Annotated in this window: 15 protein-coding genes and 1 riboswitch; of the genes, 4 read left to right on the forward strand and 11 right to left on the reverse strand. The window is 32.8% G+C overall.

Annotated elements, in window-relative coordinates:
- The first annotated feature begins 96 nt into the window (after window positions 1–96).
- Window positions 97–222: a hypothetical protein gene (locus CLMAG_RS34335; RefSeq protein WP_278330631.1), complete on the forward strand. Its 126-nt coding sequence runs from the start codon at window positions 97–99 to the stop codon at window positions 220–222.
- Window positions 223–757: 535 nt separating this feature from the next.
- Window positions 758–3,388 (forward strand): bifunctional acetaldehyde-CoA/alcohol dehydrogenase, encoded by a 2,631-nt coding sequence (gene adhE, locus CLMAG_RS14335; RefSeq protein ID WP_066623671.1) that lies wholly within the window; start codon window positions 758–760, stop codon window positions 3,386–3,388.
- A 43-nt stretch (window positions 3,389–3,431) separates the two neighbouring features.
- On the opposite strand, the gene CLMAG_RS14340 is transcribed toward adhE (CLMAG_RS14335), so the two are convergent.
- On the reverse strand, window positions 3,432–3,623 hold the full coding sequence (locus CLMAG_RS14340) for a hypothetical protein (protein ID WP_066623673.1): 192 nt from the start codon (window positions 3,621–3,623) through the stop codon (window positions 3,432–3,434).
- A 483-nt stretch (window positions 3,624–4,106) separates the two neighbouring features.
- On the opposite strand from CLMAG_RS14340, the gene adhE (CLMAG_RS14345) reads away from it, so the two are divergent.
- On the forward strand, window positions 4,107–6,737 hold the full coding sequence (gene adhE / locus CLMAG_RS14345; RefSeq protein ID WP_066623676.1) for a bifunctional acetaldehyde-CoA/alcohol dehydrogenase: 2,631 nt from the start codon (window positions 4,107–4,109) through the stop codon (window positions 6,735–6,737).
- Window positions 6,738–7,203: 466 nt separating this feature from the next.
- A complete protein-coding gene (locus tag CLMAG_RS34340; RefSeq protein WP_278330634.1) occupies window positions 7,204–7,329 on the forward strand; it encodes a hypothetical protein in 126 nt (41 codons plus the stop codon).
- Between the two features lie 105 nt (window positions 7,330–7,434).
- Here the strand turns inward: CLMAG_RS34340 and deoC are convergent, their stop codons facing one another.
- The 10 genes from deoC to pdxS all read right to left on the reverse strand — a co-directional run bounded on the left by deoC (window position 7,435) and on the right by pdxS (window position 17,623).
- A complete protein-coding gene (gene deoC / locus CLMAG_RS14355) occupies window positions 7,435–8,088 on the reverse strand; it encodes a deoxyribose-phosphate aldolase (RefSeq protein ID WP_066625004.1) in 654 nt (217 codons plus the stop codon).
- 200 nt (window positions 8,089–8,288) lie between these two features.
- Window positions 8,289–8,948 carry an HAD family hydrolase gene (locus CLMAG_RS14360; protein ID WP_066623678.1) on the reverse strand — a complete coding sequence of 220 codons (660 nt, stop codon included), beginning with the start codon at window positions 8,946–8,948 and terminating at the stop codon, window positions 8,289–8,291.
- 68 nt (window positions 8,949–9,016) lie between these two features.
- Window positions 9,017–9,478, reverse strand: coding sequence for a 6,7-dimethyl-8-ribityllumazine synthase (gene ribH / locus CLMAG_RS14365; protein WP_066623680.1), 462 nt, complete (start codon window positions 9,476–9,478; stop codon window positions 9,017–9,019).
- The gene (locus tag CLMAG_RS14370; protein ID WP_066623689.1) at window positions 9,479–10,690 is read right to left on the reverse strand and encodes a bifunctional 3,4-dihydroxy-2-butanone-4-phosphate synthase/GTP cyclohydrolase II; all 1,212 of its coding nucleotides are present in this window, start codon (window positions 10,688–10,690) and stop codon (window positions 9,479–9,481) included.
- Window positions 10,691–10,709: 19 nt separating this feature from the next.
- Entirely contained in the window at window positions 10,710–11,360 is a 651-nt protein-coding gene (locus CLMAG_RS14375) for a riboflavin synthase (protein WP_066623692.1), read from the reverse strand.
- A gap of 68 nt (window positions 11,361–11,428) precedes the next feature.
- Window positions 11,429–12,526, reverse strand: coding sequence for a bifunctional diaminohydroxyphosphoribosylaminopyrimidine deaminase/5-amino-6-(5-phosphoribosylamino)uracil reductase RibD (gene ribD, locus CLMAG_RS14380; protein WP_066623694.1), 1,098 nt, complete (start codon window positions 12,524–12,526; stop codon window positions 11,429–11,431).
- Window positions 12,527–12,720: 194 nt separating this feature from the next.
- Window positions 12,721–12,835, reverse strand: a riboswitch (FMN riboswitch).
- A 131-nt stretch (window positions 12,836–12,966) separates the two neighbouring features.
- Window positions 12,967–14,703 carry a methyl-accepting chemotaxis protein gene (locus CLMAG_RS14385; RefSeq protein WP_066623704.1) on the reverse strand — a complete coding sequence of 579 codons (1,737 nt, stop codon included), beginning with the start codon at window positions 14,701–14,703 and terminating at the stop codon, window positions 12,967–12,969.
- Window positions 14,704–14,757: 54 nt separating this feature from the next.
- The gene (locus CLMAG_RS14390; RefSeq protein ID WP_066623715.1) at window positions 14,758–15,843 is read right to left on the reverse strand and encodes an AI-2E family transporter; all 1,086 of its coding nucleotides are present in this window, start codon (window positions 15,841–15,843) and stop codon (window positions 14,758–14,760) included.
- 339 nt (window positions 15,844–16,182) lie between these two features.
- Window positions 16,183–16,752, reverse strand: a complete 570-nt coding sequence (gene pdxT / locus CLMAG_RS14395; RefSeq protein ID WP_066623717.1) for a pyridoxal 5'-phosphate synthase glutaminase subunit PdxT — start codon at window positions 16,750–16,752, stop codon at window positions 16,183–16,185.
- A gap of 1 nt (window position 16,753) precedes the next feature.
- Window positions 16,754–17,623: a pyridoxal 5'-phosphate synthase lyase subunit PdxS gene (gene pdxS / locus CLMAG_RS14400; protein ID WP_066623718.1), complete on the reverse strand. Its 870-nt coding sequence runs from the start codon at window positions 17,621–17,623 to the stop codon at window positions 16,754–16,756.
- Between the last annotated feature and the right edge of the window lie 12 nt (window positions 17,624–17,635).

Here is a 17,635-nt window from a genome sequence, read left to right on the forward strand (position 1 = left end):
CAAAATAAGGAAGCTGTTAGAATCAAACAGTGTGGTGTTGGTTGAGGTGGCCTTCAACTTGAAATTGTTCTGGATGAACAAAAGGAAAATGATGATGTGGTAATAAATCAAGATATTAAAATTGTGGCAGATAAAAGCTTTTCCTTCTTCTTCACAAGTGCACTTATCACACATAAAAACGGAATGCTTGGACCTAGATTTAAGCTTACAACAAAAGAATGATTTTTCCGGAGATATGACTTTTCCAAAATGATCTTTCTAACGAGTACTAAAAATATCCCCTACCCTTCCCTAAAAATTTTTGTTTCTAGATTGAGATTATGTATCTTTTAATAATTAATAATATTCCCCCTAATTATTGTTAGGTTATACGTTATTATTAATAGTTATCGTTAAATGTTTAGTAGATTAATAATTATTTTTTGCAAGCTTGAAAAGTTATTATTTCACAAACTGACAAAAGTATCCCTCTTAACCTAACCAAAACAGAGATATTAAATTGAAACATAAAAAAACTAGCTGTAATCAGCGTTTTTTATGTATTTTTTAGCACTTTTACCTAAATATCAATATTTTTTACTAAATATGGTTGACATTCTGAGGGTTATATTGCATAATATCATCATAAGGAAATTCGGAATATTTCGAAAATACATTTCAAAAACGTTTAATTTGTCAAAATGTATTCTATAATTTCGAATTTTTAAAATACCCCTTCCTGTATTAAAATAAAAAAATGCGAAAGAGGTGCTATGTAATGAAAGTGACAAATGTTGATGAGTTAATGGGAAAATTAGCGGAGGTAAGAGCTGCTCAAAAGAAGTTCGCTACTTACACTCAAGAACAAGTTGATGAAATTTTTAGACAAGCAGCCATGGCAGCAAACGCTGCTAGAATACCACTTGCAAAAATGGCAGCAGAAGAAACTGGAATGGGAATAGCAGAAGATAAGATTATTAAAAATCACTTTGCTTCAGAATACATATACAATAAATTCAAAAGCTTAAAGACTTGTGATGTTATTGAAAAAGATGAAGCATTTGGTCTTACTAAAATTGCAGAACCAATAGGAGTTGTTGCTGCTGTTGTTCCAACAACTAATCCAACATCAACTGCAATTTTCAAAGCTTTAATAGCTTTAAAAACTAGAAATGGTATAGTCTTCTCACCTCACCCAAGAGCAAAGAAATCAACTATAGAAGCAGCTAAAATAGTACTTGATGCAGCAGTTAAGGCTGGTGCTCCACAAGGAATAATTGGATGGGTAGATGAACCTACAGTTGAACTTTCAGGTATAGTAATGAAAGAAGCCGATATAATCCTTGCAACAGGTGGTCCAGGAATGGTTAAAGCTGCTTATTCATCAGGTAAACCAGCTCTAGGTGTTGGTCCTGGTAATACACCAGCTTTAATCGATGATTCAGCTGATATTAAGATGGCTGTAAACTCAATACTTCTTTCAAAGACTTTCGATAATGGTATGATCTGTGCTTCTGAGCAAGCAGTTGTAGCAGTTGATTCAGTATATAATCAAGTTAGAAAAGAGTTTGAAGACAGAGGAGCTTATATCTTAAAGAAAGATGAAGTAGCTAAGGTTGGAAGCGTAATATTAATAAACGGCGCTTTAAATGCTAAAATTGTTGGACAACCTGCTTATAAAATAGCTGAACTTGCTGGTGTAACAGTTCCTGAAACAGCTAAAGTTCTTATCGGTGAAGTAGAGTCTGTTGGACTAGAAGAACCATTTGCACATGAAAAGTTATCTCCTGTTTTAGCTTTATACAGAGGTAGAAACTTTGATGATGCACTTGCAAAAGCTAAAACACTTGTTGAACATGGTGGAATTGGACATACTTCAGTATTATATGTAGATGAAATGAAGGCAAAGGATAAAATAGAAAAATTCTGTGCTGTTATGAAGACTTGTAGAACATTAATAAATACTCCTTCATCACATGGTGCTATCGGGGATCTATTTAACTTTAAGTTAAATCCTTCTCTAACATTAGGTTGCGGTTCATGGGGTGGAAACTCTGTATCAGAAAACGTTGGACCACAACATCTAATAAATGTTAAAAGTGTAGCTGAGAGGAGAGAAAATATGCTTTGGTTTAGAGTTCCCGAAAAGGTTTACTTCAAATATGGTTGTCTTGGAGTTGCACTAAAAGAACTTAAAGACTTAAATAAAAAGAAAGCTTTCATAGTAACTGATAAGGTTCTTTATCAATTAGGATACGTTGATAAAGTTACAAAAATTCTTGATGATATAGGCGTTGCTTACAAAATTTACTGTGATGTAGAACCGGATCCAACTTTAGCAGCAGCTAACAAAGGTGCTGAACAATTAAGAAGTTTTGAACCAGATACAATCATAGCTGTTGGTGGTGGATCAGCAATGGACGCTGCTAAGATTATGTGGGTAATGTACGAGCATCCAGAAGTAGCCTTCGAAGATCTTGCTATGAGATTTATGGATATAAGAAAGAGAGTATTCACATTCCCTAAGATGGGCGAAAAAGCGATGATGATATCAGTAGCTACATCTGCTGGTACTGGTTCAGAAGTTACTCCTTTTGCAGTTATTACTGATGAAAAGACAGGATCTAAGTATCCATTAGCTGACTACGCATTAACTCCAAATATGGCTATAGTTGATGCTGAATTAATGATGGGAATGCCAAGAGGATTAACAGCTGCATCAGGTATAGATGCTTTAACTCATGCTCTTGAAGCTTACGTATCAATAATGGCTTCTGAGTTCACTAATGGATTGTGTTTAGAAGCTATAGACACAATATTTAAATACTTGCCACTTGCATACAACGAAGGTGCAACTAATAAAGAAGCAAGAGAAAAAATGGGTCATGCTTCATGTATCGCTGGTATGGCATTTGCTAATGCATTCTTAGGAATCTGCCACTCATTAGCACATAAACTAGGAGCTGAACACCACGTACCACACGGAGTTGCTAACGGATTATTAATAAATGAAGTTATACGATTCAATGCAGTAGATAATCCAAGAAAACAAGCTGCATTTGCTCAATACAAATATCCAAATGCTAAAGCTAGATATGCTAAAATTGCTGACTACTTAGGATTAGGTGGAAGAACAGATGACGAAAAAGTTCAATTATTAATCAAAGCTATAGATGAATTAAAAGCAAAAGTTGGTATGCCAATGACTATAAAAGAATGGGGTATTTCAGAAGAAAAATTCTATGCAACTCTTGATGCTATGACAGAAAAAGCTTATGACGATCAATGTACAGGAGCTAACCCAAGATATCCATTAATAAGCGAACTTAAACAAATATATGTAAATGTTTTTGATAAAGCTGCAGCTCTTAAAGAAGTTGCTTCAACTAAGGAAACTAAAAAGAAATAATAAAATGAAACTTAGGGCTGAGAAATTATCTCAGCCTTAAATTTTATAGTTTTTTAAAGGATCTGACTATGCTTACATACATGCCATCATCTACTGATTTGGTCTTATCCGAAGCCGGTTTTATACTATCAACGTCTCCTAAATCTATTCCTAGTTCTTTGGCTGATTCTACTTTAAATTTATTTTTCTTATATTTAACTTTTTCCTCTGATATTTTGTTTCTTTTATGCGACAATATCTACACCATCCTTTCAGATATACGATACTACCTCTTTAGATTAGTAATTATATTTTTTCAAACTACAAAGTTATTATTCTACCAGCTTCTAAAAATATCCCCTACTCGTCTTTAAAATTTTGTTTCTAAATGGATTTAATGTATTATTTAACAATTAACAATATTTTTTTCAAATATTGCTATCCTGTAGATCTCAATTTATAGATATTGTTAAATATTTAACGTTACATTTCTTGTTTTTATTTAATTTATTTCCAAATAACCCTTTAATGACACCGTTTACACCGTTTTTTAGAAAAAAAACATGAAAAATTATCTAAATATTGATTGACATTTAACAAACTATATTGCATAATAATATCATAAAGTGAGTGCAGAAAATACTGATTAAACAAAGTGTTCAGATAATTTTCTAGCTTCGCAGATTACATAACCCCTTAAATATATTAATTTAAAGAAATATGAAAGAGGTGCCAATTAATGAAAGTAACAAACGTTGATGAATTAATGCAAAAACTAGCGGAAGTAAAGGCTGCTCAAAAGGAGTTCTCTACTTTCAGTCAAGAACAAGTTGATGAAATTTTTAGACAAGCAGCTATGGCAGCAAACAACGCAAGAATTAAACTTGCTAAAATGGCTGTAGAAGAATCAGGAATGGGAATAGTTGAAGATAAGGTTATAAAAAACCACTTCGCTTCTGAATATATATATAATAAATACAAAGATGAAAAGACTTGTGGTGTTATTGAAAAAGATACTGCTTTCGGTATTACTAAAGTTGCAGAACCAATTGGTGTTATAGCTGCTGTTGTTCCAACAACTAATCCAACATCAACTGCAATTTTCAAAGCTTTAATAGCATTAAAAACTAGAAATGGTATCATCTTCTCCCCTCACCCAAGAGCAAAGAACTCAACTATAGCTGCAGCTAAAATAGTGCTTGATGCAGCAGTTAAAGCTGGTGCTCCAGAAGGAATAATTGGATGGATAGATCAACCTTCCGTTGAACTTTCTCAGATTGTAATGAGAGAAGCTGATCTTACACTTGCAACAGGTGGTCCTGGAATGGTTAAAGCTGCTTATTCATCAGGTAAACCAGCAATCGGTGTTGGTGCAGGTAATACACCAGCTATACTAGATGAAACAGCTGATGTTAAAATGGCTGTAAGTTCAATACTACTTTCAAAATCCTTTGATAACGGTGTTATCTGCGCTTCTGAGCAATCAGTGATAGTAGCTGATTCAATTTATAATGAAGTTAAGAGAGAATTTGAAGAAAGAGGCGCTTACCTTTTAAAGAAGGACGAAATAGATAAAGTTAGAAACGTAATATTAATAAACGGTGCTCTAAATGCTAATATAGTTGGACAATCTGCTTATAAAATAGCTGAACTTGCTGGAATAACAGTTCCTGAAACTGCTAAAGTTCTTATTGGAGAAGTAGAATCAGTTGAGCTTTCTGAACCATTCGCTCACGAAAAGCTATCCCCTGTTCTAGCTATGTACAGAGCTAAAAACTTTGACGATGCTCTTGCAAAGGCAGTAACACTTGTTGAACACGGCGGATACGGACATACTTCATCATTATATATAAACACAATGACTGCACAAGATAAAGTTGAAAAATTCGGCGCAGCTATGAAAACTGGTAGAACTATTATAAACATGCCTGCTGCACAAGGTGCAATCGGTGACCTATTCAACTTTAAGCTAGCTCCATCATTAACATTAGGTTGCGGTTCATGGGGTGGAAACTCTGTATCAGAGAACGTTGGACCAAAACACCTATTAAATATTAAGAGTGTAGCTGAGAGGAGAGAAAACATGCTTTGGTTTAGAATTCCAGAAAAAGTTTACTTTAAATACGGTAGTCTTGGAGTTTCATTAAAAGAACTAAAAGACTTAAATAAAAAGAAAGCTTATATAGTAACTGATAAGGTTCTTTACCAATTAGGATACGTTGACAAAGTTACAAAAGTTCTTGATGAAATAGGCGTTGCTTATAAAATATTCACAGACGTAGAACCAGATCCAACTTTAGCTACAGCTAAAAAAGGCGCTGCAGATATGATAAGCTTTGAGCCAGATACAATCATAGCTGTTGGTGGTGGATCAGCAATGGACGCTGCTAAGATTATGTGGGTATTGTACGAACACCCAGAAGTAAGGTTCGAAGATCTTGCTATGAGATTTATGGATATAAGAAAGAGAGTTTACTCATTCCCTACTATGGGTCAAAAAGCTATGATGATATCAGTAGCAACATCAGCTGGTACTGGTTCAGAAGTTACTCCTTTCGCAGTTATTACAGATGAGCAAACAGGTGCTAAATATCCACTAGCTGACTATGCATTAACTCCAAATATGGCTATAGTTGATGCTGAGTTAATGATGGGAATGCCAAGAGGATTAACATCTGCATCAGGTATAGATGCTTTAACTCATGCTCTTGAAGCTTATGTATCAATAATGGCTTCTGAGTTCACTAACGGATTAGCGTTACAAGCAATAAAATTAATATTCAAAAACTTACCACTAGCATACAATGAAGGTACTACTAACGTTGAAGCGAGAGAAAATATGGCACATGCTTCAACAATAGCTGGTATGGCATTTGCTAATGCATTCTTAGGAGTATGTCACTCAATGGCACACAAACTAGGAGCTGCTCACCACATACCACACGGAATTGCTAATGGATTATTAATAAATGAAGTTATAAGATTCAATGCAGTAGAAAATCCAAGAAAACAAGCTGCATTCGCTCAATACAAATATCCAAATGCTAAAGCTAGATATGCTGAAATCGCTGACTTCCTAGGATTAGGTGGAAGAACAGATGACGAAAAAGTTGAAGCATTAATCAAAGCTATAGATGAATTAAAAGCAAAAGTTAACATTCCAATGACTATAAAAGAAGCTGGAGTTACTGAAGAAAAATTCTATGCAACTCTTGATGATATGTCAGAACAAGCTTTTGATGATCAATGTACAGGAGCTAATCCAAGATATCCATTAATAAGCGAACTTAAGCAAATGTATATAAATGTTTTCGATAAACCTGCAGCACTTAAAGAAGTTGCAGCAACTAAAGAGACAAAGAAAAAGTAATAATATAAATTTAAGGCTGAGGAAATTTCTCAGCCTTAAAAAATAAATATTTATTTAATATTGTGGTTTTATATAAATAGAGATAATTTGGTGTTATATACTTTGGCTAATTATAAGAATATCTGTAAATACTATTATTAGATAATTCGAAATAAACTAAAAAGCATACAATTAAAAGTTTTTGGATCTCCCTTCAAATACTTTAGAGGCTATTGTATAGTTACAAAAACTCCTAGTCTCTATTTATATAAGATCACATAATCAAAATATTATTATAGGATAAAACAATTTATTTATAGGATGGTGTTTGTTTATGGTAGTATCTATTGACGAAAAATCTGTCCCTTTATTAAAAAGAATGCTAGAGGAACAAAATAAAGAAGCTGTCAGAATATCTAAATGTGGTGTCGGCTGAGGCGGTCTTCAACTTGAAATTGTTCTGGATGAACAAAAAGGAAACGATGATGTGGTAATAGATCAGGGTATTAAAATTGTAGCTGATAAAAGTTTTTCTTTCTTTTTTACTAGTGCACTTATTACACATAAGGATGGTATAATGGGTCCTAGGTTTAAACTAACAACAAAGGAATAATCTCACACCGAGGTATTTTAAACTTAATAAAAGAACTGCATTAGGTTACTTCAACCTGATGCAGTTTTTGTTTATTTCACAGTATTATGAATTTCTACTTCATCGTTAAGTTAACGACTCTTCTACAATTTTTATTCCAGCACTTGCTCCAATTCTATTAGCACCTGCTTCTAGCATAGCCTTTGTTGTTTTAAAATCTCTGATTCCTCCGGAAGCCTTCACTCCAACTTCATTTCCTACAGTTTTCCTCATTAAAGCTACATCCTCTTCTTTAGCTCCTCCAGTACTAAAACCAGTAGAAGTTTTTACGAAATCAGCACCAGCTTTAACAGATAACTCACAAGCCTTTACTATTTCTTCTTCATTTAGCAAGCAACATTCAATTATAACCTTAACTAATGCTCTTCCCTTCGCTTTTTGGGCAACAGCCTTTATATCTTCTTCTACAACATCATATTTCTTATCCTTTAATGCAGCTATATTTATTACCATATCAACTTCCTGTGCACCATTTTCAATGGCATTTTCTGTTTCAAAAGCCTTCACTTCCTTAGTATTGGCACCTAAAGGAAACCCTACTACAACACAAGTTTTAACACTACTGCCTTCAAGGTTTGTTCTTACTAAAGATGCATAAAAAGGGTTTACACATACGGATGCAAATTTATTTTGTTTTGCTTCCTCACATATTTTTACTATCTGTTCCTCAGTTGCTTCTGGCTTTAGTAGTGTATGATCTATGTAGCTTTGTATTTCCATCTTATTCACTCCTTTCAAATACACAATGAAATCCTCCAATAATAGTTAAATAAAGCTGTAACTTCAAGTTATAGAATTCATTATAATATATATTTTACTCCTTAACCTTTACTTTATCCATATATCTTTTCTTACTAAAGTCAAATATTTTTCTATTCTTATCTCAATTATTTATAAACTATACTAAATATTTCTGACATCTAAAAATACTCTCTTAACTCAGTAATATTATTAATAACAACATCCACATTGTCTAATTCACCCTTTGATGCAAAACCATACTTGCACCCAATAGTGTATATTTGATTTTTTATTCCAGCTTCTATATCATGCTTTCTATCTCCCACAATCGCCATCTCTTTAGGGTAACGATCTTTTATTCTAGCCAAAATTTCATATTTTGGAATAAAATCATATTCTTCTGAACATATCATATCCTCAAAATAGTTTCCCAGTCCAAATAGCTTATCATGTGAATCTCTATAGTATCTTCTACAATTACTAATAAAAACTAGATTATAGCCTTTATTTTTTAGATACTCCAAAGTCTCTATTGCACCTTCATATAAAACTGCTCTTCCCTCTTCTATAAGAAACTTCATTTCATCACCAACTATTTCTCTACATTTATCACGGGTTTCCTTGGGCAAATTAGGCATAAAGGTCTGCCACATTTCCTGACTGTTATAGCCTAACCAATAGCCAATTTCTTCATCTGACCATTCTTTTAATTCTGCAAATTTGTTCTCCACAAGATAAGAATAAGCCTTTTTAAAAGCAGGACCATAAATTTTCATACTGTCATGTAGGGTTCCATCATAATCAAAGAAAATAGTTTTTACATCTTTAAAATTAATCATTATCTTAACCTTCTTCCCATAAGAAATAAATTCAGATAGAATTTTTCTACCTGAATTTATTCCAAAAGTTATATTTCTTTTAGTAAATTAGCCATTTCAATTGCAGTAACTGCTGCATCAAAACCTTTATTACCTGCCTTTGTTCCTGCTCTTTCTATAGCTTGCTCAATAGTATCTGTAGTTAGCACGCCAAAAATAACTGGAACTCCTGTTTCAAGGGATACACTTGCAACTCCCTTTGAAACCTCAGATGATACATAATCAAAGTGCGGTGTTGATCCTTTTATTACAGCTCCTAGGCATATAACCGCATCATATTTTTTAGTGTTTACCATTTTTTTTGCTGCAAGAGGTATTTCAAAAGCTCCTGGTACCCATGCAATTTCGATATCTTCCTCTTCTACACCATGACGTTTAAATCCATCAATTGCACCAGATAAAAGCTTTCCTCCTATAAATTCATTAAATCTTCCTACAACAACTCCAAATTTTAATCCTTGCGCTACTAATTTTCCTTCGTAAATTTTCATTTATTTTTCCTCCCTAAAATTTAATATATGACCTAATTTTTCTTTTTTGGTTTTTAAATAGTATTCATTTCTTTCGTTATGGTTCATTTGAATTGGTACTCTATTAGTAATTTCTATTCCATATCCTGAAAGACCAGATATCTTTTTAGGATTGTTTGTCATTAAATTTACTTTTTTCACCCCAAGATTAACTAACATTTGAGCACCTATACCATAATCTCTAAGATCAGCTTTAAAACCTAAAGCCAAGTTAGCCTCAACGGTATCCATTCCTTGATCTTGAAGAGCATAAGCCTTTAATTTATTAATAAGTCCAATTCCTCTTCCCTCTTGACGCATATATAGAAGAATACCTCTTCCTGCTTCATTAATTCTTTCCATTGCAGCTGCAAATTGTTCTCCACAATCACATCTCAATGAGCCAAAAGCATCTCCTGTAAGGCATTCAGAATGAACTCTTACTAAAACAGGCTCTTCACCAGAAATATCTCCTTTAACTAAAGCTACATGATTCTCACCATTTAGAGCATTCTCATATCCAACTATTTTAAATTCACCATATTTTGTAGGCATTTTAGCTTCAGTTACCCTTTTTACAAAGACCTCACTTTTTCTACGGTAAGCAATTAAATCTGCTATAGTAATTATTTTTAAATTATGTTCTTTTACATAGTCCAAAAGTTCAGGAGTTCTTGCCATTGTTCCATCTGAACTCATAATTTCACAAATCACTCCTGCCGGATATAGACCTGCAAGTCTTGGTAGATCTACAGCGGCCTCTGTATGTCCTGTTCTTACTAATACTCCGCCTTCTTTAGCCTCCAGCGGAAATACATGTCCCGGTCTTCTAAAATCTTTGCCAGAAGCATTTGGATCTAACATTTTCTTTATTGTAGCAGCTCTCTCATATGCAGATATTCCTGTTGTAGTTTCAATAGCATCTATAGATACTGTAAAAGCAGTTTGATGATTATCTGTATTTTTACTTACCATTTGAGGCATTTCTAATTCCTCTAGTCTTTTTCTTGTAATCGGGGTGCAGATTAAACCACGACCATATGTAGCCATAAAGTTTATAGCTTCCGGAGTTACCTTCTCCGCTGCCATTAACAAATCTCCCTCATTTTCTCTATCTTCATCATCAACTACAACTATCATCTTTCCTTCTTTTATATCTTCAATAGCTTCTTCTATAGTATTAAACTTATGCATTTCTTATTCCCCCTTTTTATTACATAAATCCATTTTCACTTAGAAATTTAAGATCAATATCTTTTTTCGTATTTTTTTCTTCCTTAACAGACACTAGCTTTTCAATATATTTGCCAACCATATCGCACTCTAAATTAACCTCGTCACCTATCTTTTTTGTAAGTAATGTAGTAACGTCCTTTGTATGTGGTATTATTGATACTTTAAAACATATATCATCTACATAGGCTACTGTTAGGCTTACTCCATCAATAGCAATAGATCCTTTTTCTATAATATATTTTAATAGCTCCGGTGGAGTTTTGATTGTGATCCAAACTGAATTATCCTCATTTTCATATTTAGATATAGAGCCTACTCCATCGATATGACCACTAACCATATGACCTCCCAGCCTATCACCCAACCTTAAGGCTCTTTCCAAATTAATCTCATCTCCTGAAGATAAATTCTTTAAGTTGCTTCTTCTCATAGTTTCTGCCATTACATCCACAGTAAAATAATTTGTACTAAAATCCGTTACCGTAAGACATACACCATTTGTGCTAATACTATCCCCCAGCTTTACTCCTTCTAATACTTTTGTAGCTTTAATAGTAATCTTAGCTGATTTTGCGGATTTAGTAATGGCTTTAATACTCCCTAGTTCTTCTACTAACCCTGTAAACATGAAGGAATTCTCCTTTCTTTGCATAACTTTTATATATTTACTGAATAAAATCTCATACTTGCTATTATTTATTTTCTCTTTATATATCCTTCCAACATAACATCATCACCAAAGCTATGTATTTGAAGCTTCTCAATAGAAACTGCTTCGCTCATAACTGCTTTCCCTGTTCCTCCAATAGGTGTCTTTGCCTCCCTGCCTCCTATGATCTTGGGAGCAATAAAAGCATTAACTTTATCAACAATTTCTTCTTCAATAGCTGAGTAGTTTAATTCGCTTCCACCTTCTAAAAGTACACTATCTATTCCTCTTTCTCCAAGAGCTTTCATAAGGTATGATAAATCCACTCTATTATTTTTTAATGGAGTAATAATAACTTCTACCCTCATATCCTCTAAAGCTTTTATCTTATCCTTATCTGCTAGTTCTGTAGTAGCAACGATTGTTTTTGCCTTCGATTCCACATGAAGAACTTTTGCTTCTAATGGAATTCTCAAACTGCTGTCTACTATAATTCTTGTTGGATCACTTCCATTACCGGTATCCAATCTTGTTGTTAGAAGCGGATCATCTGCTAATATTGTACCTATTCCGACCATAATACCTGATACTCTATGTCTTAACTGATGAACATGTTTTCTAGATAATTCATTTGTAATCCATTTTGAATCACCAGTATAAGCTGCAATTTTTCCATCTAAGGTCATAGCGGTCTTTAGGATACAGAAGGGTTTCTTTGTTGTTATGTATTTTAAAAATATTTCATTAAGCTTTCTCCCCTCTTCCTCCAGAACTCCAGTGATAACTCCAATATTGTTATCCTTTAGTATTTGAATTCCTTTTCCAGCCACTAGAGGATTGGGATCTTTTAACCCTACAACAACCTTCTTAATTCCCTTTTCAACAATTGCATTTGCGCAGGGTGGTGTTTTCCCATAATGTGAGCAGGGTTCTAAGGTCACATACATTGTAGCATCACTGACATCTTCAGTGGCATTTTTAAATGCATTTACTTCTGCATGATTACTTCCACAAACCTCATGATAACCTTCTCCAATGATCTTTCCATGTTTTACAATTACAGCTCCAACTAGAGGATTAGGATTAGTATACCCAATTCCCTTGGCTGCTAATTCTAATGCCCTTTGCATATATTTGATTTCCATACAATTCCTCCAGTCTTGTTTAGTTAAAATACTTATATAATTAAATAAATCCCCAATTATTTTAAAAGAATACAGATTCGATAAAAAATAAAAACGCCCTGAAAAAATTTCAGAGCGTTAACTTTCACAAATATAGAATAACTTTTATAGCAAATACATGAATATAACATTCAGTATAGATAAAGTCATCTCATATCTATCTTCTTTCATCCAGACTTTACTGTCGGCTTCGGAGTTTCACCGAATCATACCTTACGGCTCGCGGGCTATACCGCCGGTGGGGAATCAAACCCCGCCCTGAAGATTTATTTTCTTTATGCTTCAAGAATACCATTACTTTACTATAATGTCAATACACATGTTATAGTTGTTTAAGGTATTTAACACCATAGGTTTCAGCATAGCAAAATTTAATATTAGCAATTGAACATTTTCTTGTTTTATAGCTTAAATTTATATACCTGTTCCATCATGCCTTTTGTCATATTACTTAACGTTTTAGCTGAAATAGTAACCTCTTCTGCTGCAGAATTCATTTCCTCTGAGGAAGCAGTTATTTCTTCCGTGGATGAAGAAATTTCTTCCGCTTCAATAGATATAATCTCTACTCTTTCTATAATAGTATCTTTTTCTTTATCTATATTTATTGCTGACTTGCTTATTTCATCAATTTTAGGTATTACGGTATCTATTGAATCGATTATTTTTTTAAACGAATCCACTGAATTATTTATTATAGCAACCTCATTATTTAGTTCATCTTCCATTGTATCAGTTGCTTTAAGCATTATATTTGTATTATTTGATATATTGTTAATTAGTCCATTTATACTTTCTGATGAGTTTTCAGCCTGTTCTGCAAGTTTTCTTATTTCTCCAGCAACCACATCAAAACCTCGTCCAGCTTCTCCCGCTCTTGCTGCCTCAATGGATGCATTCAATGCCAGCAGATTTGTTTGAGCTGCAATACCCTTAATAATGTTAGTTATATCATTTATTTTATTAATATCCTCACCAACACCTGAAATTTTAGCAACAAGATCATTAAAAGAAACTATAATATTATCCAATTTTCTCATAAGATTTTCCATATCATTGCCGCTTCTATCTGCCATTGATTTTATTTTTGTGGTATCACAATGTATATCTTTTATTCTTTTTACAATATTACTTAAATGATCACTAAAATCATCTAATTTGCTAGTAACATTAAGTAAATCTTCTGTTTGAGCACCTGTGCCTTTTGCAACATTTTCTATGGATGCCGAAACATTTTCAACAGAAGAAGTCATTTCATGAGATACTAATGATAATGTTTCCGCATGTGTATTAATATTTTTTGAATTACCTGATATTGATATTGCAAGCTCCCTTAATACTTCTCTTGTAACAAATAAGGAATTAACCATAACCCCTATCTCATCCTTATATTTTTTCAATTCATCATAACTTGAATCATAAGCCAAGTCCAAACTTGCAGTTTTATTAAGTAGTTCCGTTACTTTTATAATTGGTTTTGACATATTTTTCGAAATAACTACTCCTGCTATACTAGTAATTACTAATATGACTATTGCAATTATAAACAATTGAATTTTAAATTTTTGAAACTGATTATATTCTTTCTCAACATCATAGTCAACACCAGCAAAACCAACCACTTCATTATTTGTATCTTTTAAAGGATAGTATGCTGATACAAGAATTCCCCAGGATGAAATATCTATTACTTTTGAATAGTATACATTTCCTTTATATGCATCTTGAAATCCTATATCTACTTCCTTCTCCACATCACCTATATGTGACTTATTCTCACTATCCAAACTTTCTCCGTCTGCAACATACGTATACTGTCCATTTTCACTTTTTCTCATTGTATATACAGATTCTGCACCACTTGCCTCTTTCATTTTTACAAGTTGTTCAGTGATTTTTTTGTAGACTTCTGTTTCTTCATCTGCAGCGGTTTTCAGCTTATTATGTTCTTCAACATTAATCTTTTTAGCAACAGCTTCTGCCACTTTAGTGCTTCTGCTGCCTAAATTGTTTACCAACAAGTTGTAGCTATTCCTATAAATCATCGTAGATAGCACAGAAACAGCTATGGTGATTATCAATACAAATGCAATAGTTAACTTTACCTGCAATTTATCCTTGTACTTAACTTTGACCATCCTTAATCCCCCTATTTTAATCTCACATTTATTATCGTAATTTGATAGAAAAAGTTAACATTTTCTTATTTTATATTCAAACCATCGCTCCATATATATTTTAATTACTGCCGTAATTGGAGATGCCAAAAGCATTCCCCATATGCCAAATAAGGTACCACCAATAGTTATCCCTAAAATTAGCAAAAATGGACTTAATCCTACCTTATCGCCTACAAGCTTTGGCTCTAGAAACCATGCATCAAACTGCTGAAGTAATATTAAAAATAATAAAATCCATAAAGCTCTTTTAGGATCATAGAAAAAATTTATTAAAAAAGGTGGTATCATACCTAAAAAAGGACCAAAATAAGGTATCATATTTGTAATAGTTACTATTATCGCTATGAGCATTGCATATGGAGATTTAAATAAAATAAGAGCTACTAGCGCTATCGCTCCTATTATCAGTGAATCCACAGCTTTTGTTCCTATGTACAAACTTATCATTTTATCAATATTTCTTATAAGCTCTATTATTCTATTTGCCCATTTTTCTTGAAAGGTTATATATGTAAGTTTTATTGAAAAATCCTTAAATTTTTCCTTATCAAAAAGAATATATATGGATATTATCAATCCGAATAGTATGTTTATTAGTGAACTAGTAAAAGATATAGTTGTCGATAAAATTATATTTAACCAATTTGAAGTCAATACACTAAACTTTTGTACTAATCCACCTACATTATTTCTTATAAATTCTTCTGAATTTAGTAACATTCCTACATTATGACTATTCATCCATTTGTACATCTCTGTTGTAAACAATGGTATACTTTGGGCAATCTCTATTACATTATTAAATATTTTAGGAAGCAACAACATTGAGAAAGCTACTATAATGGTTACTATACAGGCATATGTTATTAATATGCTTTGTCCTCTTTTTAATTTTAATTTATTCTCCAAAAAATTCATTACAGGATTTAAAACATATGCTATTATAAAAGCCAAAATAAAAGGATATAAAATATTCACAGCCTTTCCTACTAACAAAAATATACTTTTATAATTTAATAGTGCTTGGATTATTATAAAAGATAATATTACTGCAACAATTAAATCAAAATACTTAATTTTCTCCTTGTTAAAAAACAAAATTTCCCCTCCTAGTGATGTTTAACATTATTTGTATTTAATCATATCATATTAGCAATTACTTTTCAATTATTAATTACAACTTTATAAGTTTTTAATAACCACTTTTATCTCGCTATTAATTATCTTAAAAAATTCTATTCTGATTTATATTAAAATGATATGAGTAATAAATATTTAATGTCTGGCCATTCTTCTACTATTATGTCACTTTTTTTGATTATCATACCATTTTGTAATTATTTACTAATTAAATACAAATTCATTTAACTCAATAAATAATTTTGTATATGTAAAAGAGCTGTTCAATTCTTTCAATTGCACAGCTCTTTTAATATTTTAAATTATACACATTGATAAAAAATACTTATGAAATTCTATATTTTCAGTCAACTCTGGGTGAAATGAAGTTACAAGAATGTTGTTTTGTCTAGCGGCCACAATGTTTCCATTAACCATATGAATAATTTTTACATCATCACCATAACTAATAATATAGGGCGCCCTTATAAAAACAAGTGGTATTGGATTTTCAGAAACTCCTTTAATTCTTTCTGTAATTTCAAAACTATTAATTTGCCTCCCATAGGCATTTCTTCTAACCCTTATATCCATAACAGAAAGATGCGTATGTTCATCATTTTCAATTTCTTTCGCAAGGAGAATCATTCCAGCACAAGTCCCCCATACAGGAAGTCCTGATATTATCCTCTCTCTTAGAGGAATAAGCATATCTCGCTCCCTTAGAATTTTACCAATTGTAGTACTTTCTCCTCCTGGAAAGATTAACCCATTTATATCCTTTATGTCTTCAATTTTTTTTACTTCTACTGCTTCAGAACCTAATTCTCTTATATGATTCATATGTTCAACTACGCCACCCTGAAGTGATAGTACTCCAATTCTCATTTTACCAACCTCTTTCAGCATACCTATTATCTATGTCCCTTAGATCAAGTCCACTCATTGGTTCACCCAAGTTCTCTGAAACTTCAGCAAGTACCTTAGGGTCATTATAATAAGTAGTTGCAAGTACAATCGCTTTTGCTCTCTTTTCAGGGTCAGAGGATTTGAATATTCCTGATCCAACAAATACGCCTTCAGAACCAAGCTGCATCATAAGGGCTGCATCTGCCGGAGTAGCAATTCCGCCAGCGGCAAAATTAACAACAGGAAGCTTTCCTTCTTTCCAAACATATTTAATAAGATCATATGGCGCATTTAATTCCTTAGCAATTGTCATTAATTCTTGTTCTGAAGCATTTTTAACCTTCTTCATCTCTTCCATCATGGATCTCATGTGACAAACTGCTTCAACGACATTCCCTGTTCCTGCTTCTCCCTTTGTTCTAATCATAGCCGCACCTTCACCAATTCTTCTTAAAGCTTCTCCAAGATTTTTCGCTCCACAAACGAAAGGTACTTTAAAATCTCTTTTGTTTATATGATAAGCTTCATCAGCAGGTGTCAAAACTTCACTCTCATCTATATAATCTATTCCTAAGCTTTCAAGTATTTGTGCTTCCACAAAATGACCTATTCTTACCTTAGCCATTACCGGAATTGAAACTGCTGCTTGTATTTCTTTAATCATTTTAGGGTCAGACATTCTAGCAACCCCACCCTGCTTTCTTATATCTGAAGGAACTCTTTCTAATGCCATTACTGCACAAGCACCTGATTTTTCTGCTATCTCCGCTTCCTTTGGATTTACAACATCCATAATTACTCCGCCCTTTAGCATTTGAGCTAGATTTTTGTTTAATTCATATTTTTCCATAAAATAACCCCC

Origin of the sequence: Clostridium magnum DSM 2767, from assembly GCF_001623875.1 — a bacterium.
Taxonomy (GTDB): domain Bacteria; phylum Bacillota; class Clostridia; order Clostridiales; family Clostridiaceae; genus Clostridium_AM; species Clostridium_AM magnum.